This window comes from Saccharothrix hoggarensis (assembly GCF_052936025.1).
On record NZ_CP193624.1, the window covers coordinates 3,675,540 to 3,696,593 of the forward strand.

Here is a 21,054-nt window from a genome sequence, read left to right on the forward strand (position 1 = left end):
CCGTCCGGGGGTGGCCGAGGTGTCAGATCCGGGTGTCTGGGTACGTGAGACGGCATGACCGTCATCGGTGTGCACGCTTCACACGAGCAGGTTCACCCGTCCGCGTTGCTGGCCGCGGTGCGTCGGGCGGAGGAGGTCGGGTTCGACGCGGCGATGAGCTCGGACCACTTCTCGCCGTGGAGCGCCCGTCAGGGGCAGTCGGCGTTCGCGTGGTCGTGGCTGGGCGCGGCGATGCAGGCGACGGGGGTGCCGTTCGGCGTGGTGAACGCGCCGGGGCAGCGGTACCACCCGGCGATCATCGCGCAGGCGATCGGCACGTTGGGGGCGATGTTCCCGGGCCGTTTCTGGGCGGCGCTGGGCAGCGGTGAGGCGAGCAACGAGCACATCACCGGTGATCCGTGGCCGCGCAAGGACGTGCGGAACGCGCGGTTGCGGGAGTGCGTGGACGTGATCCGGGCGTTGCTGGCGGGGGAGGAGGTCACGCACGACGGCCTGGTGCGGGTGGACCGGGCGCGGTTGTGGACGAGGCCGGAGGAGCCGCCGCCGCTGGTGGGCGCGGCGGTGAGCGAGGCGACGGCGCGGTGGTGCGCGGAGTGGTCGGACGGGCTGATCACGGTGAACGCGCCGGCGGAGCAGCTCAAGCGGATGGTCGGCGCCTATCGGGACGCGGGCGGCCGGGGGCCGCTGTACCTGCAGGTGCACCTGAGCTGGGCGGAGTCGGAGGACGAGGCGCGGGCGTTGGCGCACGAGCAGTGGCGCAGCAACGTGTTCGGTCCGCCGGTGTGCTGGGACCTGGAGACGGCGGAGCACTTCGACGTGGTGTCGCAGGACGTGACGGTGGAGCAGGTGGCGCGGGTGGTGAACGTGTCGGCGGACCTGGGGCGGCACGTGGCGGTGCTGCGGGAGTACGTCGACCTGGGGTTCGACGGGTTGTTCCTGCACCACGTGGGTCGTGAGCAGGAGGCTTTCCTGGAGGCGTTCGGCGCGCGGGTGCTGCCGGAGGTGCGGGCGTGAAGCTGACGAGGACCGCGGACCTGTGGTGGAAGAACGCCGTCGTGTACTGCCTGGACGTGGAGACGTTCCACGACTCCGACGGCAGCGGGTGCGGTGATTTCCGGGGTGCGGCGCAGCGGATCGACCACCTGCACCGGTTGGGTGTGACGTGCGTGTGGTTGATGCCGTTCTTCCCGACGCCGGAGCGGGACGACGGGTACGACATCACCGACTTCTACGGGGTGGACCCGCGGCTGGGGACGTTGGGCGATTTCGTGGAGTTCGTGCGCACGGCCCGCGACCGCGGCATCCGGGTGATCGCGGACCTGGTGGTGAACCACACGTCGGACCAGCACCCGTGGTTCCAGAGCGCGCGGGACCCGGAGTCGCCGTTCCACGACTGGTACGTGTGGCGGGACCAGCCGCCGCCGGACGCGGAGAAGGGCGTGGTGTTCCCCGACAAGGAGAAGTCGCTGTGGACCTACGACCGGAAGGCGAAGAAGTACTACCTGCACCGGTTCTACAAGCACCAGCCCGACCTGAACGTGGCGAACCCGAAGGTGCGCGACGAGATCGCGCGGGTGATGGGGTTCTGGATGGAGCTGGGGCTGTCGGGGTTCCGGGTGGACGCGGTGCCGTTCCTGCTGGAGGCGCCGGTGGAGGAGCTGCCGGACCCGCACGACTACCTGGGCGACCTGCGGGCGTTCCTGTCGCGCCGCAACGGCGAGGCGGTGCTGCTGGGCGAGGTGAACCTGCCGTACGCGGAGACGATGAAGTTCTTCGGGCAGAGCGACGGGGTGGGTGACGAGCTGCACCTGTGCTTCGACTTCATCGGCATGCAGCAGATGTACCTGTCGTTGGCGCGGCAGGACGCGGGGCCGTTGACGCACGCGTTGACGGAGCGGCCGGAGCCGCCGCGGGACTGCCACTGGGCGACGTTCGTGCGCAACCACGACGAGCTGACGTTGGACAAGTTGACCGTGCCGGAGCGGCAGGAGGTGTTCGACGCGTTCGGCCCGGACGAGGACATGCAGCTGTACGGGCGGGGTCTGCGGCGTCGGCTGCCGGGGATGCTGGGGCACGACATGCGGCGGATCAGGATGGTGTACAGCCTGCTGTTCTCGCTGCCGGGCACGCCGGTGCTGTTCTACGGGGAGGAGGTCGGCATGACCGAGGACCTGTCCGTGGAGGGCCGGGAGGCGGTGCGGACGCCGATGTGGTGGGACGCGGTGGCGGAGCAGCGGCGCGACCCGGAGTCGTTGCTGGCGTGGACGCGGTTGCTGGTCGAGCGGTACCGGGAGTGCCCGGAGCTGGCGTGGGGCACGTTCAAGGTGATGGACACGGCGGATTCGGCGGTGTTCGCGCACCGGTGCGACATCGACGGCGGCACGGTCGTCGCGGTGCACAACCTCGCCGACCGGGACATCGAGGTGGAGCTGTCCGATCTGGACGGTGAGCTGACCGATGTGCTGGTGGACGGGACGGTGCCGGTGAAGGACGGCAAGGCGCGGGTGGAGCTGGGCCCGTACGACTGCCGGTGGTTCCGTCAGGTGAGCCGGTAGCCGTGCGCGGGCCGGTTGGCCATGCCGTAGCGGGGGAGGACCTCGGCCTTGCCGACGGTGACGAGGTGTTCGAGGTAGCGGCGGGCGCTGACGCGGGACAGCCCGGCGCGATCGCCGACCTCCTGGGCGGACAGGTCGGTGTCGCTGCCGCGCAGGGCGTCGACGACGAGCCTCAGCGTCACCGGTGACAGGCCCTTGGGCAGGGCGGCTCGGGGCCGGTGCTGGAGGAGCTGGTCGACCTCGTCCTGGTCGAGCCACGGGCCGAGGCGCTGGACCTCGGCGCGGCGGGCGAGGTATTCGCGCATGCGGTCGAGGAACGCGGCGCGGGTGAACGGTTTGACGAGGTAGTGGTCGACGCCGCGGGACATGGCCTGGCGGACGGTGTCGCGTTCGCGGGCGGCGGTCACGGCGATCACGTCGACCGGCGGGCCGGGTCGGGCCCGCAGCCGCGCCAGCACCTCCAGGCCGGACATGTCGGGCAGGTGGATGTCGAGCAGCACGAGGTCGGGGCGCAGGGCCTCGACGGCGCGCAGCGCCTCGCCGCCGCCGTGGGCCTCGCCGACGACGGTGAAGTCGGGCAGGGCGTCGAGGAAACCGCGGTGGACGGCGGCGACGGCGAAGTCGTCGTCCACGACGAGGGTGCGGACGGTCATCGGGCGGCCTCCGGCAGCCACACGTCGAACGACGCGCCGCCGAGTTCGGACTCCGTGACGCGGACCCGGCCGCTGCGGCGGGTGACCACGCGGGACACCAGGGCCAGGCCGATGCCGCGGCCGTGCGCGCCGCGGGGCGCTTTGGAGCTGACGCCGAGGGTGAAGATGCGGGCGCGGTCGGACTCGTCGACGCCCGGTCCGTCGTCGTCCACGACGACCCGCACGCCGCGCGGTTCGGTGCGGACGAGGACGCGGACGGTGCCGCCGGCGGTGACCGCGTCCACGGCGTTGTCGACCAGGTTGCCCAGGACGGTGAGCGCGTCGTCGCCGGTGCGGGCGTCGACTGCGGTGGCGGGGTCGAGGCGCAGGGCGACGCCGCGTTCGTGGGCGGTCGACGACTTGGCGAGCAGCAGCGCGGCGAGGGCGGGGTCGGTCATGGCGCCGCCGATGATGTCGGAGGTGACCGAGCCGGTGCCGCCGACGCGTTCGATGTAGCGGACGGCGTCCTCGCGGCGGTCGAGTTCGACCAGGCCGCCGATGACGTGCAGGTGGTTGGTGAACTCGTGGGCCTGGGCGCGGAGGACCTCGGTGACGGTGCGCTGCCCGTCGAGTTCGCGCAGCGCGTCGTGCAGCTCGGTGCGGTCGCGGAGGGTGAGGACGACGCCCACGGGGCGGCCGCGGGTCTTGGCGGTGGTGCGGTTGGCGACCAGGACGCGTTCGCCGGCCAGGACGAGCCGGTCGGTGACGTCGTCGGGGTCGCGGACGAGGTCGAGCAGGCCGCCGGCCTCCAGGACGGCGGCGGCGGGCCGGCCGGTGGGGTCGTCGGCGAGGTCGAGCAGCCGCATCGCCTCGTCGTTGACGAGCACGAGGCGTTCCCGGTCGTCCACGGCGACGACGCCCTCGCGGATGCCGTGCAGCATGGCGTGCCGGGTTTCGAGGAGCTGCGCGATCTCGTCCGGTTCGAGGCTGAACGTGCGGGTCCGCACCATGCGGGTGACCAGGGCCGCGCCGAGGACGCCGACCAGGGCGGCGGCGGCGAGCCAGCCGATCAGCTCCGGCAGGTCCTCGGCGAGGTCCGCGGCGAGCTGGCTCTCCAGGATGCCGACCGACGCCATGCCGATGATGTCGCCGGCGGGGGAGCGGATGGGGACCTTCGCGCGCAGCGACGTGCCCAGCGTGCCCGTCTCGGTGCCGACGAACACCTGCCCGGCCAGGGCCGTGCGGGGGTCGGTGGACACCTTCTCGCCGATGCGCGCCGGGTCCGGGTGGGCGTAGCGGACGCCGTCGCGGTCGGTGACGACGACGTAGGTGACGTCGGACGCCTTGCGGAGCAGCTCGGCCAGCGGCTGGATCGTCGCCGCCGGGTCGGGGGAGGTGAACGCGTCCACGACCGTGGGCAGGCGGGCGACGCTCTCGGCGACCGACAGCATCCGGTCCTTGTAGGCCTCGCGGATGCGGTCGCTCTGCATCTTCGCCGCCAGCAGCCCCGCCGCGCACGTCGTGGCCAGCACGATGACCACCTGCAACACGAGCAGGCTGACACCGAGGGGCACCGTGCGGCGACGCATGGCAGGCATTCTGGCCCACCTCGCGAGGGGGCGGCCATGACCTAAACGACCAATACGGCCCTTACGACCGTTGCCCCCTGCCGCGGCGGCGGCGCTCCTAGCGTTCCCGGCCACCGGAGCGACGGCGCTCCGGGTGGAACGTGGAGGACCCGATGGCAGGACAGCGCATCCGACTTCTCACGGCGGCGGCCGCCGCGGGCCTGGTGCTCGCGGGCTGCGGCGCCGGTGGCGGCGCGGGCGGCGACGGCGTCGGCCGGCTGGAGATCATGGCCCCCGCGGACCCCGGCGGCGGCTGGGACCAGACCGCGCGGTCGATGCAGGCCGCGATCAGCGGCGCGAAGCTCGCCGACTCCGTGCAGGTCAACAACGTCGGCGGGGCCGGCGGCACGGTCGGCCTGCAGAAGCTCGCCACCGAGCGGTCCGAGGAGTACCTGATGGTCACCGGGCTGGTCATGGTCGGCGCGGTCGAGACCAACGGCGTGGAGAAGCGGCTGGAGGACACCACGCCCATCGCGCGGCTCACCGCCGAGGACGAGGTCGTCGTCGTGCCCGCCGACTCCCCGTACCGGTCCATCGACGACCTGCTCGCCGCCGTCGCCGAGAAGGGCCAGGGCGTGTCGATCACCGGCGGCTCGGCGGGCGGCACCGACCACATCCTCGCCGCGCTGCTGCTCAAGGCCAAGGGCATCGACCCCGGCAAGCTCAACTACGTGCCCTACTCCGGCGGCGGCGAGTCGCTGGCGGCGCTGCTGGGCGGCAAGGTCGACGCGGGCATCTCCGGCGTCGGCGAGTACGTCGAGCAGATCAAGGCGGGCAAGCTGCGCGCCCTGGGCACCTCCGGCCCGAAGGAGCACCCGGAGCTGAAGGTGCCGACGTTCAAGAACGTCGGCACCGGCGTCGAGCTGATCAACTGGCGCGGTGTCGTCGCGCCCGGCTCGATCTCCGTCGCGGCGAAGGACCGGCTGGTCAAGCTGGTCGCCGACATGCACGCCAGCCCCCAGTGGCAGGAGGAGCTGAAGAAGAAGGGCTGGACCGACACGTTCCAGACCGGGCACGACTTCTCCACGTTCCTCACCGTCGAGATCGGCCGGATCAAGCCGGTGCTGCAGGAGATCGGGCTCGTCAAGTGACCTCCCCCGACACCACCCCGCCTGGGGCCGGCGACGGCGGGTCGGGCGCCGTGACGCCCGGGGCCGCCGGCGTCGGGACGGCGCGGGCGCCGCTGTCGGCGAAGGTCGAGGAGTACGCGTTCGGCGGGCTCGTCGCCGCGCTCGGCGCGTTCACCCTGGTCGACGCCACCACCATCACCGTGCGCGGTGCCGTCGGCGGCATCGGCCCCCGCGCCTTCCCCTACGCCGTCGGCGCGCTGCTCCTGGTCACCGGCGTCGCCGCGATCGTCGCCACCGCCCGCGGCCGGCTCGGCGCGGCCGAGGACGCCGAGGACGTCGACACCACCGTCCGCACCGACTGGGTGACCGTGCTCAAGCTCGTCGCCGTGCTCGTCGCGCACCTGGTGCTGATCGACGTCGTCGGCTGGCCGGTCGCCGCGACGGTGCTGTTCGCCGCCGCCGCGTGGACCCTCGGCGCGGTCTGGTGGAAGGCACTGGTCGTCGCCGTCGTGCTGGCGCTGGTCGTGCAGGTCGTGTTCGCGTCCGGGCTCGGCCTGTCGCTGCCCGCCGGCGTGGTCGAGGGGGTGCCACTCCTCGATGGGTAGCCTCACCGCCCTGCTGGACGGCTTCGCCACCGCCGCCCAGCCCGAGTACCTCCTGTACGCGCTGCTCGGCGTCACCCTCGGCACCGCCGTCGGCGTCCTGCCCGGCATCGGCCCCGCCATGACCGTGGCGCTGCTGCTGCCGTTGACCTACTCGCTCGAACCGACCGCCGCGCTGATCATCTTCGCGGGCATCTACTACGGCGGCATGTACGGCGGCTCGACCACGTCGATCCTGCTCAACACGCCCGGCGAGTCGTCGTCCGTGGTCACCGCGCTGGAAGGCAACCGGATGGCGCGCGCCGGGCGGGGCGCGGCGGCCCTGGCCACCGCGGCGATCGGGTCGTTCGTCGCCGGCACCATCGCCACGGTCCTGCTCACCGTCCTCGCGCCCACGATCGCCGACCTCGCCGTCACCCTCGGCCCGGCCGACTACGTGGCGCTGATGGTCGTCGCGTTCACCACCGTCGCCGCCCTGCTCGGGTCGTCGCCCGTGCGGGGCCTGGCGTCGCTGGGACTGGGGCTGTTCCTCGGGCTCGTCGGCACCGACACCCTCACCGGGCAGCAGCGGTTCACCCTCGGCGTGCCCACCCTGTCCGACGGCATCGACGTCGTCGTGGTCGCGGTCGGCGTGTTCGCCGTCGGCGAGGCCCTGTACGTGGCGGCACGCCTGCGGCACGGCCCCGTCGAGGTCGTGCCGGTCGGCGGGAAGTGGATGACCGGCGAGTTCTGGCGGCGGTCCTGGAAACCGTGGCTGCGGGGCACCTTCATCGGGTTCCCCATCGGCACCGTCCCCGCCGGCGGCGCGGACGTGTCCACGTTCCTGTCCTACGCGGCCGAGAAGAAGCTGTCGAAGCGGCCCGAGGAGTTCGGCAAGGGCGCCATCGAGGGCGTCGCCGGCCCCGAGGCCGCGAACAACGCCGCCGCCGCCGGAGTCCTCGTCCCGCTGCTCACGCTCGGCCTGCCCACCACCGCCACCGCCGCCGTCATCGTCGCCGCGTTCCAGAGCTACGGCATCCAACCCGGGCCGCTGCTGTTCACCACCAGCCCGGGCATGGTGTGGGCGCTCATCGCGTCGCTCTACATCGGCAACGTCATGCTGCTCGTGCTCAACCTGCCCCTGGTGAAGATCTGGGTGAAGGTCCTCCGGATCCCGCGGCCCTACCTGTACGCGGGCATCCTGCTGTTCGCCGCCCTGGGCACCTACGCGGTCAACTTCGTCGTCGACGACCTGATCGTGCTGCTCGTCATCGGCGTCGCCGGGTTCTTCATGCGCCGCCACGGCTACCCCGTCGCGCCGCTCGTCGTCGGCCTCATCCTCGGACCGATGGCCGAGGAACAGGTCCGCCGCACCCTGCAGATCAGCGAAGGCGACCCCGCCGCCCTCGTGACCAGCCCGTTCGCCGCGATCGCCTACGCGCTGCTCGCCGCGACCCTGGTCCTCGCGGGCGTCCTGCGCGTCCGCCGCCGCCGAACGGAACCGATCACCACGACCTGATCCCGCCCCCGCGCCCACCGGCCCTGACCCTCGTCGGCCCTCCGCCGGCGCGTCCACGAGACGTGCCGGGGGAGGGCCGACGTGGTGCGTCCGGCACCGGGGCCAGCACGGCGTTCACCCACCACCACACCGCCCGCAGAAGATCCCTTGCGCAAAGTCGACACTGCGCGTGAAGATATCCCGGTCCTGACCCTGTCGACCGAAGGATTTCCATGACTTCGCCGTACGGTCTGCACCGCGTCCTCGAACCCGCCGGGGTCCTGCCGCAGCAGGCCTGGCGGCTGGACGCCTCCCCGGAGTGCGGCCCCGACGAAGTCGTGCTCGACGTCGCCCGCCTCAACCTCGACGCCGCCTCCTACCGCCAGCTGCGCGAGCAGCACGGCGTCGACGGCGTCCGGCAGGCCGTCCTGGACATCGTCTCCTCCCGCGGCAAGATGCAGAACCCCGTCACCGGATCGGGCGGCATGCTCCTCGGCACCGTCCGCGCCGTCGGCCCCGACTCGCCCCTCGGGCTGCGCGTCGGCGACCGCGTCGCCACCCTCGTCTCCCTCACCCTCACCCCGCTGCGCGTCACCGACGGCCTCGCCCGCTGGGACGGCGCCGACGAACAGGTGCCGTGCGAGGGCACCGCCGTGCTGTTCGGCCGGTCCATCGCCGCCGTCCTGCCCGACGACCTGCCCGAGGAACTCGCCCTGTCCGTCCTCGACGTGTGCGGCGCGCCCGCGCTCACCGACCGCGTCGTGCGCCGCCGTGACGCCCCCTCCGTGCTGGTCCTGGGCGGCGGCGGGAAGTCCGGGTCGCTGTCGCTGGCCGCCGCACGCCGCGCCGGCGCGTCCCGCCTCGTCGCCCTCGTCCCCACCGAACGCGAAGCCGCCGCCGTCCGCGCCGCCGCCCTGGCCGACACCGTCGTCGTCGCCGACGCCCGCGACCCCGTGGCCGTCGCCGACGCCGTCGGCGCACCCGCCGACGTGACCGTCGTGTGCGTCGACGTCCCCGGCTGCGAGCACGGCGCGATCCTCGCCACCGCCGACGGCGGCACCGTCGTGTTCTTCTCCATGGCCACCTCCTTCCCGGCCGCCGCGCTCGGCGCGGAAGGGCTCGCCGCCGACGTCGAGATGATCGTCGGCAACGGCTACGTGCCCGGCCACGCCGCGTTCGCCCTCGACCTGCTGCGCGCCGAACCTGCCGTGCGGGCGCTGTTCGAGCACCGGCAGACTCAGCAGGCGTGACTACCGTGAACGGCGCCCCCGGGGCGACGCGCCTGCTCGTGGGGGGACGCATCCACTCCCCGACCGCACCCGACGCCACCGCGATGGCGATCACCGACGGCACCGTCGTGTGGCTCGGCCAGGACGCCGCCGGGCGCGCCCTGCACCCCGACGCCGAAGTGGTCGAGCTGGACGGCGCGTTCGTCGCGCCCGCGTTCGTGGACGCCCACGTGCACGCCACCGCCGCGGGCCTGATGCTCACCGGCCTCGACCTCACCGGCTGCCGCTCCCTCGCCGAGCTGCTCGACGCCGTGCGCGCCGCCGACGGCCCCCTCATCTGGGGTCACGGCTGGGACGAGACGCGCTGGCCCGAGAACCGGCCGCCCACCAGGGCCGAGCTGGACGCCGCCGGCCGCGGCGCGCGGGTCTACCTGTCCCGCATCGACGTGCACTCCGCGGCCGTGTCCACCGCCCTGGTCGACCTCGCGCCCGCCGCCCGCGACGCCGACGGCTGGTCGCCCGACGGGCCGCTGTCCCGCGCCGCCCACCACCACGTCCGGGGCGCCGCCAAGGACGCCATCCCCGCCGCGCAGCGCCGTGCCGCCCAGCGGGCGTTCCTCGCGCACGCCGCGTCACGCGGCATCGCGTCCGTGCACGAGTGCGCCGGACCCGACATCTCCAGCCGCGACGACCTCGCCGACCTCCTCGCCACCGACGTCCTCGACGTCGTCGGCTACTGGGGCGGCACCGAACCCGTCGACCTGCCCGTCCGCGGCCTCGCCGGCGACCTGTTCGTCGACGGCGCCCTCGGCTCCCGCACCGCCGCCCTCTGCTCCCCGTACGCCGACGCCGACACCACCGGCGCGCTCTACCTCGACGCCGACGCCATCGCCCGGCACCTCGTCGCCTGCACCGAAGCCGGCCTGCAGGGCGGGTTCCACGTCATCGGCGACGCCGCCATGGACGCCGTCGTCGAAGGCTTCGCCGCGGCCGCCGCCACCGTCGGCGTGCCCGCGCTCGCCGCCCGCCGCCACCGCCTCGAACACGTCGAGATGATCACCGCCGAGCAGGCCGCGAAACTCGGCTCGTGGGGCGTCGTCGCCTCCGTGCAGCCCCTCTTCGACCGCGAGTGGGGCGGCCCGGACGGCATGTACGCGCAACGCCTCGGCGTCGAACGCGGCACCGCCCTCAACCCGTTCTCCCGGCTCGCCGCCGCCGGCATGATCCTCGCCCTCGGCTCCGACGCGCCCGTCACCGACGTCGACCCGTGGGCCGCGATCAAGGCCGCCGTCCACCACCGCACCGACGGCTCCGGCATCTCGCCGCGCGCCGCGTTCACCGCCCACACCCGCGGCGGGTGGCGCGCCGCCGGCGTCGACGACGGCGTCACCGGCACCCTCCAACCCGGCGCGCCCGCCACCTACGCCGTCTGGGACGCGGGCGACCTCGAGGTCTCCGCGCCCGACAGCCGCGTCCAGCGCTGGTCCACCGACCCCCGCTCCCGCGTCCCCGCCCTGCCCTCCCTCGACGGCCCCGCGCCCACCTGCCTGCGCACCGTCCTGCGCGGCCGCACGATCTACGACAAGGACGCCACATGACCGCCCGCCACAACACGGCGCCACCGGTGGCACCCCCGGCGGTCGCGTCCCCGCCGGCGGCCGGGCGGCAGCACACCCCGCACACCCCCTTCCCCGGAAACCAGGAGTGACACATGGCGTTGCTCGACCTCGACCCCCGGGTGGTCGCGACGGCACGGGAACTCGCCGCGCGCGCCGCCGAACCGGTGGTGGCCATCGCCAAGGCCCACACCACGGTGGCGGTCGAGCGCGCCACACTCCGGCTGGCCGGCATCACCGGCGCGGACTCCACCCACCGCGCCGGCGACGTGCCGTGGGTCAACCGCGTCGTCGACACCGTCCGTGAGCACTGCGGCCTCGAACACGGCGCCGCGCTGCCCGTCTTCCACGCCCTCAAAGAGCACAACCTCGGCACCCTCACCGAACTCGCCGAGGCCACCGCCGCCGGACAGGTCCGCTACACCCTGCCCACCGGCCGCGACCGCGACCGCGCCCGCAAGGCCGCCACCGCCGCCGTCACCAAGGGCCTGCGCACCGTCGACCGCAACCGCGCCCAACGCGACCGGCTCGTCACCCGCCTCGGCGACCCGCCCCAACGGCCCTGGATCTACCTCATCGTCGCCACCGGCGACATCGACGAGGACGTCGTCCAGGCCCGCAACGCCGCCCGCGCCGGCGCCGACATCATCGCCGTCATCCGCTCCACCGGCCAGTCCCTGCTCGACTACGTCCCCGAAGGCGCCACCCACCACGGCTTCGCCGGCACCTACGCCACCCAGGAGAACTTCCGCATCATGCGGGCCGCCCTGGACGACGTGTCCAAGGAGGTCGGCCGGTACGTGCGGCTCACCAACTACGCCTCCGGCCTCTGCATGCCCGAGATCGCCGTCCTCGCCGGCCTGCAACGCCTCGACATGATGCTCAACGACTCCATGTACGGCATCCTGTTCCGCGACATCAACCCCATCCGCACCTTCGTCGACCAGCGGTTCTCCCGCCAGGTCCACGCCCGCGCCGGGATCATCATCAACACCGGCGAGGACAACTACCTCACCACCGCCGACGCCGTCGACGCCGCCCACACCGTCACCGTGTCGCAGCTCCTCAACGAGCACTTCGCCCACGAAGCCGGCCTGCCCGACCACCTCCTCGGCCTCGGCCACGCCTTCGAGATCAACCCCAAGGTCCCCGAGTCGTTCCGCCTCGAACTCGCCCACGCCCTGCTCGCCCGCGAACTGTTCCCCGACGCGCCGCTCAAGTGGATGCCACCCACCAAGCACATGACCGGCGACGTGTTCAACGGCTACCTGCTCGACGGGTTCTTCAACCTCGCCGGCGTCCTCACCGGCCAGTCCATCCTGCTCGTCGGCATGATGACCGAGGCCGTCGTCACCCCGTTCCTGTCCGACCGCGACCTGGCCCTCGCCAACGTCCGCTACGTCCTCGACGCCGCCGGCGGCCTGCGCGAGGACTTCCGCCCCGCGCCCGACGGGCTCATCGTCAAACGCGCCCACCAGGTCCTCGGCGAAGCCGTCGACCTCCTCGCCCGCATCGTCGACGACGGGCTGCTCAACGCCATCGCCGACGGCACCTTCGGCCTCATGAAACGCCCCGCCCACGGCGGCCGCGGCGCGGACGGCGTCGTCGAGAAGGCCGACGGGTACGTCAACCCCGCCTCGGAGCTGCTGGAGACCGCCCGGTGAACACCCCAGTGAACGCGGCCCAGAACAACACCGCCCAGAAGAACGCGCCTCAGACGAGCGCCGCCCCCGCCGACGCCGCGGCGGCGAACCCGAAACGGCACGTCCGCCCGTACGGCGACACCACCGGCGACGGCATGGTGCAGACCTCCTTCACCCTGCCCGTCCCGTTCGGGCCCAAGGCCGACGGCGCCGCCCAGCAGCTCGCCAACCGCATGGGCATCGACCCCGCCATGGTCGTCCACTCCCACCCCATCGGCGACGACTTCACCTTCTTCGTCGTCTACGGCTCCGTCCGCCACATCGTCGACCTCGACGAAGTCCGCGTCGTCGAACGCGAGTACCCGCTGCTCAGCCCCACCGAGGTCAACACGGCCCTCAAGAAGCTCCTGCGCCGCAAGCTCGTCGTGGTCGGCGCCTGCATCGGCACCGACGCCCACACCGTCGGCATCGACGCCATCCTCAACATCAAGGGCTTCGCGGGGGAGAAGGGCCTCGAGTACTACCGCGAACTCACCGTCGTGAACCTCGGCGCCCAGGTGTCCGTGCCCGAGCTCGTCCGCCGCGCCCGCGCCGAGAAAGCCGACGCCGTCCTCGTCTCCCAGGTCGTCACCCAACGCGACGCGCACCTGCTCAACACCCGCGAGATGTCCGCCGCGTTCCGCGAGGCGATGGGCGACCGGCGACCCGTCCTCATCGCCGGCGGACCCCGCTTCGACCCGCTCATGGCCGACGAGCTCGGCGTCGACCGCGTGTTCGGCCGCGGCACCACGCCCGGCGAGGTCGCCAGCTACCTCGTGCACGCCGTGCGGACCCGGAAAACCACCCAGACGAAGGAGAGCGCGTGAGCCTCACCGAGGGATTCACCGTCACCCACCGCCGGTACGTGCCCCACTCCCACGCCCACTACGGTGGCGACCTCGTCGACGGCGCCTACAGCCTCGGCCTGTTCGGCGACGTCGCCACCGAACTGCTCATCCGCACCGACGGCGACGAAGGCCTCTTCGCCGGCTACTCCGCCGTCGAGTTCGTCGCACCCGTCCACGCCGGCGACGTCATCGAGGCCACCGCCACCCTCGTCCGCGTCGGCACCCGCTCCCGCGAGATCGACTTCGAAGCCCGCGTCGTGTGCCGCGCCGCCCCCGACCGCGGCCCCTCCGCCGCCGACGTCCTCGACCCGCCCGTCGTCGTCACCAAAGCCCGCGGCACCGTCGTCGCGCCCCCGCGTCAGTAGCCGTACTCCCAACCACCGCCCGCCTCGCACACGTCCACGTGGTTCACGCGGCGCTGCCCGCGCCGCAGCTCCTCGGCGAACGCCGCCGCGTCCACCCCGAACGCCTCCACCACCCGCACCGACGCCGGGGTCGTGCTCACCCGCGCGGCCTCGGCCAGCCGGTGCCGGCCCGACTCCCGCAGCATCGCCGTCAACCGCTCGTGGTTGTCCGCCTTCGTCCGCTCGTCCCGCACCTCGCGCACCCGGCCGTCCGCGCGGAACTCGTCGGCGGCACGCCTCATCTCCTCGTCGGTGTCGAACAGGACCACCAACGCGGTGCAGTACGGCGTCGGCGTGCCCGCGACCCGGCGGCCCGGGGCGAACACCGCCACGAGCACGGTCACGAGGACGACGAGGGACACGGCCACGGCCGGCGGGCGCCAGCGGATCACACCACCACCCTGCCACCGCCCGCCCGGACCCGGCGACCCGACGGTCACCCACCGGCGCACCACGCCCCTCTGCCACTATCGGACACGTGATCAGCCTCGATCCGCTGTCCCCCGTGCCGCCCTACGAACAGGTGCGGTCCCAGTTCGCCCGCAAGATCACCGGCCGGGAACTGGCCGTCGGCACCCGCCTGCCCACCGTCCGCGCCCTGGCCGCCGAACTCGGCCTCGCCGTCAACACCGTCGCCCGCGCCTACCGCGAACTCGAGGAAGCCGGCCTCATCGAGACCCGCGGCAGAGCCGGCACCGTCGTCAGCGCGGCGGGGGAGCGGAGCCGGGAACGCGTCCTGCGCGCCGCCCGCGCCTACGCCGCCACCGCCCGCGAACAGGGCCTCACCGCCGACGAAGCCCTCGACATCGTCCGCGCCGCCCTGGGCGACTAACGCCAGTCCGGCGAGCGTCGGCCACCGCGGTCAACGCGCCGGCCCGCGGAGCCCGCCCGCGTGAGCCCGGGCCGCCCGCCCCCCGTGAACCCGCGCCCGTCAGCGCTGCCCGGCGGCCCTGCCTGGTGCGGCCCTGCCTGGTGCGGCCCTGCCTGGTGCGGCCCTGCCTGGTGTCAGCGCCGCCGTCCTCGACCGCGTGGGGCCCCAAGGGCCGTAGGGTGACCAGCCGTGGCCACCGAACACACCGGCACCGGCGACCCCGCGCGGACCCTCGCGGTGCTGTGGCGCACCACCGAGCGCGCCGCCCGCAAGGATCTCGGCGTCGACCGCATCGTCGCCGCCGCCGTCGACCTCGCCGACACCGAAGGCCTCGCCGCGCTGTCCATGCGGCGCGTCGCCGACAAGCTCGGCGTCGGCACCATGTCCCTCTACACGCACGTGCCCGGCAAGGCCGAGCTGATCGACGTCATGGTCGACGCCGTCCAGGGCGAGACCGCGCGCCCCGACGACGTCCCCGGCGGGTGGCGCGGCCGGCTCACCCAGATCGCCCGCGAGAACTGGGCGCTGCACCTGCGCCACCCGTGGCTGCTGCAGGTCGCGACCAACCGGGCCGTGCTCGGCCCCAACGTGGCCGCCAAGTACGACTACGAACTGCGCGCCGTCGACGGCATCGGCCTCACCGACGTCGAGATGGACTCCGTCCTCAACCTCGTCCTCGCGCACGTCCGGGCCGCCGCGCGCGTCGCCGTCGAAGCCGCCCAGGTCGAGCAGCGCACCGGCCTCACCGACGAGCAGTGGTGGCAGGCCGCCGCGCCCTACCTCGCCAAGGTCTTCGACCCCGAGCGGTTCCCCACTGCGGCCCGCGTGGGCGCCGCCGCCGGCGAGGCCCACGGCACCGCCTACGACGGCGAGCACGCGTTCACGTTCGGCCTGGAACGCGTGCTCGACGGCATCGAGGCGCTCGTCCGGTCCCGTCAGTAGGGGCGCTTCGGCATCATCGCCCACAGCACCAGGTAGAGCAGGAACTGCGGCCCGGGCAGCAGGCAGGACAGCAGGAACACCAACCGGACCGTGTTGGCCTTCCACCCGTAGCGAGCGGCGAGCCCGGCGCACACGCCCGCGATCACCTTCTGGTCCTGCGGCCTCGTCAACGTGGTCATGACTCCACCATCCCCGCTCTCAGGTCCCCCCACATCGGTGGGAACCCTGATTGATACCCCCGCCGCCCCCTCCGCAACCCCCGGACAACACCAGGGCAACCCACGCGGACGACGGCGCGGGCAGGACTTCCCGATGGGTGGCAGCTACCTGCCGGCGCGGGACCGACCGCGTCCCGGCCTCCCTACCGTGGCGGCATGACGCACCCCGACCACCACCGGCGTCCGCCGACCACCGCGCCCCGGCCCGGCGTTCGCCGGGACACGGCCCGCCTGGTGCTCGTCCTCGCCGCCGGACTGCTCGGCGCCGGGTGCTCGGGAGGCGAAGCCGCCCCGCGGACACCGTCGCCGTCCACCCCGTCGTCCACGTCGAGCCCGTCGTCCACCACCCCCACCACGCCGCAACAGGACAAGCACACGCTGGCCGAGCTGGCGCGTCGGCCCTGCCTGGCGCTCGACGCGCGCGACCTCGACGCCCTCGGCATCACCGGCCCCGGCGAGGAGGAGCCCGGGGAGAACGGCCCCTCGTGCCTGTGGCGGGTCGGGGGCCAGAACGTCAACCTCCGCCTCGACGTCCCGGCCTCCTACGCGCAGACCATGACCGAGGGCGGGCGCGTCTCCCGGGTGCGGATCGGGCGGCACACCGCCACGCAGGCCGAGTTCCACCGCATCTGCTTCACCTTCGTCGAGGTGGACGGCCCCGACCACCTCGTCGGCTCCACGACCATCCCCGAGCCCGACGCCCCGCAGTCCGGGGCCTGCCCCGCCGGCCTGTCGGTCGTCGCGAGCGCCCTGACCCACATCGGGTGACGCCCGACGGGGGAGCGGCGGCGGTGCGAGGTGGGGTGCGGGATCGTGACCGGGGGCTCGTAGGCTGGGCCGGTGGTCGCTCCCCCCGTGGTGTCGGGTCAGTCCGCCGCCGACACGCCCCCCGCCCGCCGTCGGGACGTGCGCGGCACGTTGCTGCGGGTCGTGTTGGCCGCCGCGGGCGGTGTGCTGGTGTTCCTCAGCTTCCCGCCCCGGACGACGTGGTGGTTGGCGCCCGTCGGGTTCGCGGTGCTCGGGGTCCTGCTGCACGGGCGGCGGGCGCGGGCCGGGTTCGGGCTCGGCGTGGTGTGGGGGCTGGCGTTCATGGCGCCGCTGCTGCGCTGGACCGGCGAGTTCGTCGGCCTCATCGCCTGGCTGCCGCTCGCCCTGCTGTGCGCGGTGCTCATCGCGGTGGGCACGGCTGCCATCGCGGTCGTGTCACGGCTGCCCGGCGCGCCCCTGTGGATGGCGCTGGTGTGGGTCGCCGACGAGGCGCTGCGCGCCGTCGTCCCGTTCGGCGGGTTCCCCTGGGGCAAGATCGCGTTCGGCCAGCCCGAGGGCTGGTACCTGCCGCTCGCGTCCGTCGGCGGCGCGCCGCTGGTCGGGTTCGCCGTCGCCCTCACCGGCTTCGGCGCCGCCCACCTGGGGCGCAACTGGCGGCTCGGCGCGGCCGCCGTCGTGCTGCCCCTCGCCGCGGGCGTCGCCGCGTCCGCGCTCGTGCACACCGACCCCGACCAGGGCACCGCGACCGTCGCCGCGATCCAGGGCAACGTGCCCCGCGCCGGCCTCGACTTCAACGCCCAGCGCCGCGCCGTCCTCGACAACCACGTCAAGCGCACCCTGCAACTCGCCGACGACGTCCGCGCCGGCCGCGCCGCCCGCCCCGACCTGGTCATCTGGCCGGAGAACTCGTCCGACATCGACCCGTTCCGCAACGTCGACGCCGCCGCCCAGATCCAACGCGCCACCGAGGCCATCCAGGCGCCCATCGCCGTCGGCGCCGTCGTCATCGACCAGGACGACAAGCTGCCCCGCAACACCGTCGTCCTCTACGAACCCGGCGCGGGCGCCACCGACACCTACACCAAGCGGCAGCTCCAGCCGTTCGGCGAGACCATGCCCTACCGGTCGTTCTTCCGGATCTTCACCGAGACCGTCGACCGCGCCGGCACCTTCCAGCCCGGCACCGACCCGCGGGGCTTCAGCATGGGACCGGCGAAGGTCGCCATCGACACCTGCTACGAGGTCGCGTTCGACGGCGTCGTCCGCGACTCCGTCACCGCGGGCGCGAACCTCATCGCCATCCCCACCAACAACGCCACGTTCGGCTACACCGAGATGACCTACCAGCAGCTGGCGATGTCCCGCGTCCGCGCCGTCGAGCACGGCAAGGCCGTCGTCGTCGCGGCCACCAGCGGGGTCAGCGCGATCGTGCAGCCAGACGGCTCCGTCACCGCCCGCACCGGCATGTTCACCGCCGACGCGCTGGTGGCGACGCTCCCGCTGCGGGGGGAGGCTACGCTGGCCACCCGGCTCGGCGCATGGCCCGAGTGGGTGATGACCGCTCTGGGCCTCATGGCCGTGGCGTTCAGCTTGACGACGAAACGACGACGATCGCGTCCGACCCCTGGTGCGGGTGTCGGCGAGGAGGAAACGGATGGCGGACCAGCAGGCGCAGCCTGACCGCGAGCTCGGGCCGGTGCTGGTGGTGATCCCGACCTACAACGAGCGGGACAACATCGGGAAGATCGTGACGCGGCTGCACGCGGCGCTGCCCCACGCGCACGCGCTCGTGGTCGACGACGGCAGCCCCGACGGCACCGGGCAGCTCGCGGACGAGATGGCCGCCGCGGACGACCGGGTCCACGTGCTGCACCGCACGGAGAAGGCGGGCCTCGGCGCGGCCTACGTGGCGGGCTTCCGGTGGGCGCTCGACCACGACTACGCCGTGGTCGTGGAGATGGACGCGGACGGCTCCCACGCCCCCGAGGACCTGCCGCGGCTGCTCGACGCGCTGCGCGACGCGGACCTCGTGCTCGGGTCGCGGTACGTGCCCGGCGGCAGCACGGTCAACTGGCCCAAGTACCGGGAGCTGATCTCCCGCGGCGGCAACGTGTACTCGCAGCTCGCGCTCGGCGCGAAGGTCAAGGACATCACCGGCGGCTTCCGCGCGTTCCGCGCCGAGGTGCTGGAACGGCTCAAGCTGCACACCGTCGCGTCGCAGGGCTACTGCTTCCAGATCGACCTGGCGTGGCGCACCATCGAACTCGGCTACCGGGTCGTGGAGGTGCCGATCACGTTCACCGAGCGTGAGATCGGCGAGTCGAAGATGAGCGGCAACATCGTCCGCGAGGCGCTGTGGCGGGTCACCAAGTGGGGCGTGCGGCGGCGCGCGAACCAGCTGCGCGGCCTGTTCGCGCCGAAGAAGGCGAAGGCGCCCAGCAACCGCTGACCCCGGACGTGGGAGGGGCCCGCCGGATGCGTCCGGCGGGCCCCTCCCACGTCGCGGTGTGGCTCAGGCGGTGCGGGTGCGCCGCCCCTTCAGCTCTTCCAGCCGCTCGTCCAGCAGCTCTTCGAGCTCCGGGATCGTGCGCCGCTCCAGGAGCATGTCCCAGTGCGTGCGCGGCGGCTTCACCTTCTTCGCCTCCGGCTCGGCGCCGTCGATGATCTTCGACTCCTGGCCGTGGAGACGACACTCCCAGGTGTGCGGGATCTCGGCGTCGTCGGAGAACGGGACCTCGAAGTCGTGGCCCTTGGGGCAGGCGTACCGCACCGACCGGCGCGGGGCGAGGTCGTGATTGCGGTCGGTCTCGTAGCTGACTGCTCCGAGCCGGCTACCCCGTAGAACGCGGTCGGCCATGGCGGTGTCCTTTCGCTCGGCTCAGGGCCGGGGCCCAGGCTTGTTGCTCACCGAGTGCAACGACCGGACTGCTCCGTTCGTTCCCGGCTTCACGGTCATCGTCGCCCACAGTGACGTCTTTCACCCGTCAACGAAGGCTTCCTCCTAAGGGATGCAATCGCGGCCGGTTCGTGACGCGTTATCAAGCTACCGAGGTACACCATCACACGGATGGAGCAGTCGCGGCAGAAGTCGTGCGGCTGCGACAGCTTAGACCGACCACGGACCGCGACGTTACGGCGGGTTTAACGCAGCAGTAGTGACGTCCGTCATGCTCGTGGTCACGCAAAGTTATTTCGAGAACTTTCGGCACCGCCGCCACGCTGTGTGGCGGCACGGTCGTACACGGTGGCGGGCATGATGGATGAATCACCCGTCCGGACCCACGTCAAACGTCCAGATGGATGCTTTATAAGCTCTATAGCTTCAGTGTTGACCAAAACCAAACTTCTCGGCCAGTCGGTCGATCAACTCACGTTGCGCCGTCACAACCTTCACACGCGCCTCGACCAGGGAGAACCAAACGACGCGGTCGACCTCGGGGTACTCGCGGAACACCCCGGACCCGCGCGGCCACTCCAGGGTGAACGTGCCGGGAACCACCCGATCGGGGTCGAGGTCGCCCGCCAGCGCCCAGGCCTGCACGACCTTCCCGCCGGACTGGCGCACCTCGCCCAGCGGCACCAGCTCGCCGTCCGGCACGGGCAGGCCCAGCTCCTCGGTGAACTCCCGGCGCGCCGTGGCCTCCGGCTCCTCGTCGCCGTCGGGCTCGCCCTTGGGGATGGACCACGCGCCGTCGTCCTTGCGGGCCCAGAACGGGCCGCCCATGTGCCCGAGGAGCACCTGCGGTTCGCCGTCGACCTCGCGGTGGAGCAGGATGCCGGCGCTGCGCCTGCCTGTCATGCGCACAGTGTGGCGGGTCCGCTCGACGCCCCGGTGATCAGGTGCGGCATCGGCCGGCGCGCCGTCGGGCCGGGGGAGGGTGGCCGGTCAGGTGGCGCGGCGGGTGCGCATGTGGATCTGCTCGCCCTGCTTGCCGAACAGGCTCAGCACCTCCACCGGGTCGTCGCCCGCCGCGCCGAACCAGTGCGGCAGGCGGGTGTCGAACTCGGCGGCCTCGCCCGCCGCGAGCACCACGTCGTAGTCGGCCAGGATCAGGCGCAGCCGCCCGGACAGCACGTAGAGCCACTCGTAGCCGGTGTGGGTCCTGGGGTCGGGCTCGCCGCGCCGCGTGATGATCATCTTGAACGCCTGGAGGCCGCCGGGCTGCTGGGTGAGCGGCAGGATCGTCATGCCGGGGCGGCGGATCGGCACGGGGCGGATGCGGGGGTCGCCGACCGGCGGCGCGCCGACCAGCTCGTCGAGCGGGACGCGGTGGGCGCGGGCGATGGGCAGGAGCAGTTCGAGGCTGGGCCGGCGTTGGCCGGACTCCAGCCGGGAGAGGGTGCTCTTGGAGATGCCGGTGGCGGCGGCGAGGTCGGCGAGGGTCGCGCCGCGGCTGGTGCGGATGTGGCGCAGTCGTTCGCCGACCTTGTCCAGGACGTCGTCCATGAGGTCTTCGACGGGGTCGTCGGTGGGTGTTGCGGGCGGATCGGCCATGATCGTTTCCCAGGTTC

General features: G+C 73.1%; 22 protein-coding genes. 15 read left to right on the forward strand and 7 right to left on the reverse strand.

What is annotated here, in order from left to right:
- The first annotated feature begins 54 nt into the window (after window positions 1-54).
- On the forward strand, window positions 55-1,014 hold the full coding sequence (locus ACRAKH_RS16815) for a TIGR03885 family FMN-dependent LLM class oxidoreductase (protein ID WP_380722859.1): 960 nt from the start codon (window positions 55-57) through the stop codon (window positions 1,012-1,014).
- Complete coding sequence (locus tag ACRAKH_RS16820; protein WP_380722857.1) at window positions 1,011-2,555, forward strand: alpha-amylase family protein; 1,545 nt, start codon at window positions 1,011-1,013, stop codon at window positions 2,553-2,555. The genes ACRAKH_RS16815 and ACRAKH_RS16820 overlap by 4 nt, the downstream gene beginning before the upstream one ends.
- Here ACRAKH_RS16820 and ACRAKH_RS16825 read toward each other — a convergent pair.
- Both ACRAKH_RS16825 and ACRAKH_RS16830 read right to left on the reverse strand, forming a co-directional pair.
- Window positions 2,540-3,208, reverse strand: a complete 669-nt coding sequence (locus ACRAKH_RS16825; protein ID WP_380722856.1) for a response regulator — start codon at window positions 3,206-3,208, stop codon at window positions 2,540-2,542. The two genes, ACRAKH_RS16820 and ACRAKH_RS16825, sit on opposite strands and share 16 nt — an antisense overlap.
- Window positions 3,205-4,776: an ATP-binding protein gene (locus tag ACRAKH_RS16830; RefSeq protein WP_380722854.1), complete on the reverse strand. Its 1,572-nt coding sequence runs from the start codon at window positions 4,774-4,776 to the stop codon at window positions 3,205-3,207. Before ACRAKH_RS16830 ends, ACRAKH_RS16825 begins: the two co-directional genes overlap by 4 nt.
- Window positions 4,777-4,928: 152 nt before the next feature.
- Between ACRAKH_RS16830 and ACRAKH_RS16835 the strand changes: the two genes are divergently transcribed.
- From ACRAKH_RS16835 to kal, 8 genes are all read left to right on the forward strand, one after another.
- Window positions 4,929-5,906: a Bug family tripartite tricarboxylate transporter substrate binding protein gene (locus ACRAKH_RS16835; protein WP_447009934.1), complete on the forward strand. Its 978-nt coding sequence runs from the start codon at window positions 4,929-4,931 to the stop codon at window positions 5,904-5,906.
- The gene (locus ACRAKH_RS16840) at window positions 5,903-6,490 is read left to right on the forward strand and encodes a tripartite tricarboxylate transporter TctB family protein (RefSeq protein ID WP_380730173.1); all 588 of its coding nucleotides are present in this window, start codon (window positions 5,903-5,905) and stop codon (window positions 6,488-6,490) included. The genes ACRAKH_RS16835 and ACRAKH_RS16840 overlap by 4 nt, the downstream gene beginning before the upstream one ends.
- Complete coding sequence (locus tag ACRAKH_RS16845) at window positions 6,483-7,985, forward strand: tripartite tricarboxylate transporter permease (RefSeq protein ID WP_380730175.1); 1,503 nt, start codon at window positions 6,483-6,485, stop codon at window positions 7,983-7,985. Before ACRAKH_RS16840 ends, ACRAKH_RS16845 begins: the two co-directional genes overlap by 8 nt.
- Window positions 7,986-8,197: 212 nt before the next feature.
- A complete protein-coding gene (kdd, locus tag ACRAKH_RS16850; protein ID WP_447009935.1) occupies window positions 8,198-9,214 on the forward strand; it encodes an L-erythro-3,5-diaminohexanoate dehydrogenase in 1,017 nt (338 codons plus the stop codon).
- Window positions 9,211-10,791, forward strand: coding sequence for an amidohydrolase (locus ACRAKH_RS16855; protein WP_447009936.1), 1,581 nt, complete (start codon window positions 9,211-9,213; stop codon window positions 10,789-10,791). The genes kdd and ACRAKH_RS16855 overlap by 4 nt, the downstream gene beginning before the upstream one ends.
- Window positions 10,792-10,904: 113 nt before the next feature.
- The gene (kamD, locus tag ACRAKH_RS16860) at window positions 10,905-12,473 is read left to right on the forward strand and encodes a lysine 5,6-aminomutase subunit alpha (protein WP_380729892.1); all 1,569 of its coding nucleotides are present in this window, start codon (window positions 10,905-10,907) and stop codon (window positions 12,471-12,473) included.
- Window positions 12,470-13,318, forward strand: coding sequence for a lysine 5,6-aminomutase subunit beta (kamE, locus tag ACRAKH_RS16865; protein WP_380729890.1), 849 nt, complete (start codon window positions 12,470-12,472; stop codon window positions 13,316-13,318). Before kamD ends, kamE begins: the two co-directional genes overlap by 4 nt.
- Entirely contained in the window at window positions 13,315-13,704 is a 390-nt protein-coding gene (gene kal / locus ACRAKH_RS16870) for a 3-aminobutyryl-CoA ammonia lyase (protein ID WP_380729888.1), read from the forward strand. Before kamE ends, kal begins: the two co-directional genes overlap by 4 nt.
- Here the strand turns inward: kal and ACRAKH_RS16875 are convergent.
- The gene (locus ACRAKH_RS16875; protein WP_380729886.1) at window positions 13,698-14,135 is read right to left on the reverse strand and encodes a hypothetical protein; all 438 of its coding nucleotides are present in this window, start codon (window positions 14,133-14,135) and stop codon (window positions 13,698-13,700) included. The genes kal and ACRAKH_RS16875 overlap by 7 nt on opposite strands.
- Window positions 14,136-14,221: 86 nt before the next feature.
- Here ACRAKH_RS16875 and ACRAKH_RS16880 point away from each other — a divergent pair, with 86 nt between their 5' ends.
- The gene (locus tag ACRAKH_RS16880; RefSeq protein WP_380729884.1) at window positions 14,222-14,575 is read left to right on the forward strand and encodes a GntR family transcriptional regulator; all 354 of its coding nucleotides are present in this window, start codon (window positions 14,222-14,224) and stop codon (window positions 14,573-14,575) included.
- Window positions 14,576-14,803: 228 nt separating this feature from the next.
- Entirely contained in the window at window positions 14,804-15,556 is a 753-nt protein-coding gene (locus ACRAKH_RS16885; protein ID WP_380730479.1) for a TetR/AcrR family transcriptional regulator, read from the forward strand.
- Here ACRAKH_RS16885 and ACRAKH_RS16890 read toward each other — a convergent pair.
- Window positions 15,550-15,735: a PspC domain-containing protein gene (locus tag ACRAKH_RS16890; protein ID WP_380730481.1), complete on the reverse strand. Its 186-nt coding sequence runs from the start codon at window positions 15,733-15,735 to the stop codon at window positions 15,550-15,552. The two genes, ACRAKH_RS16885 and ACRAKH_RS16890, sit on opposite strands and share 7 nt — an antisense overlap.
- 195 nt (window positions 15,736-15,930) lie before the next feature.
- Between ACRAKH_RS16890 and ACRAKH_RS16895 the strand changes: the two genes are divergently transcribed.
- The 3 genes from ACRAKH_RS16895 to ACRAKH_RS16905 all read left to right on the forward strand — a co-directional run bounded on the left by ACRAKH_RS16895 (window position 15,931) and on the right by ACRAKH_RS16905 (window position 18,991).
- Complete coding sequence (locus tag ACRAKH_RS16895; RefSeq protein ID WP_380730483.1) at window positions 15,931-16,542, forward strand: DUF3558 family protein; 612 nt, start codon at window positions 15,931-15,933, stop codon at window positions 16,540-16,542.
- A 72-nt stretch (window positions 16,543-16,614) separates the two neighbouring features.
- Entirely contained in the window at window positions 16,615-18,222 is a 1,608-nt protein-coding gene (gene lnt, locus ACRAKH_RS16900) for an apolipoprotein N-acyltransferase (RefSeq protein WP_447009937.1), read from the forward strand.
- Entirely contained in the window at window positions 18,197-18,991 is a 795-nt protein-coding gene (locus ACRAKH_RS16905; protein ID WP_380729202.1) for a polyprenol monophosphomannose synthase, read from the forward strand. The genes lnt and ACRAKH_RS16905 overlap by 26 nt, the downstream gene beginning before the upstream one ends.
- Window positions 18,992-19,054: 63 nt before the next feature.
- Here ACRAKH_RS16905 and ACRAKH_RS16910 read toward each other — a convergent pair whose 3' ends face one another.
- From ACRAKH_RS16910 to ACRAKH_RS16920, 3 genes are all read right to left on the reverse strand, one after another.
- A complete protein-coding gene (locus ACRAKH_RS16910) occupies window positions 19,055-19,399 on the reverse strand; it encodes an RNA polymerase-binding protein RbpA (protein WP_053722354.1) in 345 nt (114 codons plus the stop codon).
- Window positions 19,400-19,864: 465 nt separating this feature from the next.
- Entirely contained in the window at window positions 19,865-20,341 is a 477-nt protein-coding gene (locus tag ACRAKH_RS16915) for an NUDIX domain-containing protein (RefSeq protein WP_380729200.1), read from the reverse strand.
- Window positions 20,342-20,428: 87 nt separating this feature from the next.
- Window positions 20,429-20,989, reverse strand: coding sequence for a helix-turn-helix domain-containing protein (locus ACRAKH_RS16920; protein WP_380729209.1), 561 nt, complete (start codon window positions 20,987-20,989; stop codon window positions 20,429-20,431).
- Window positions 20,990-21,054: the final 65 nt, after the last annotated feature.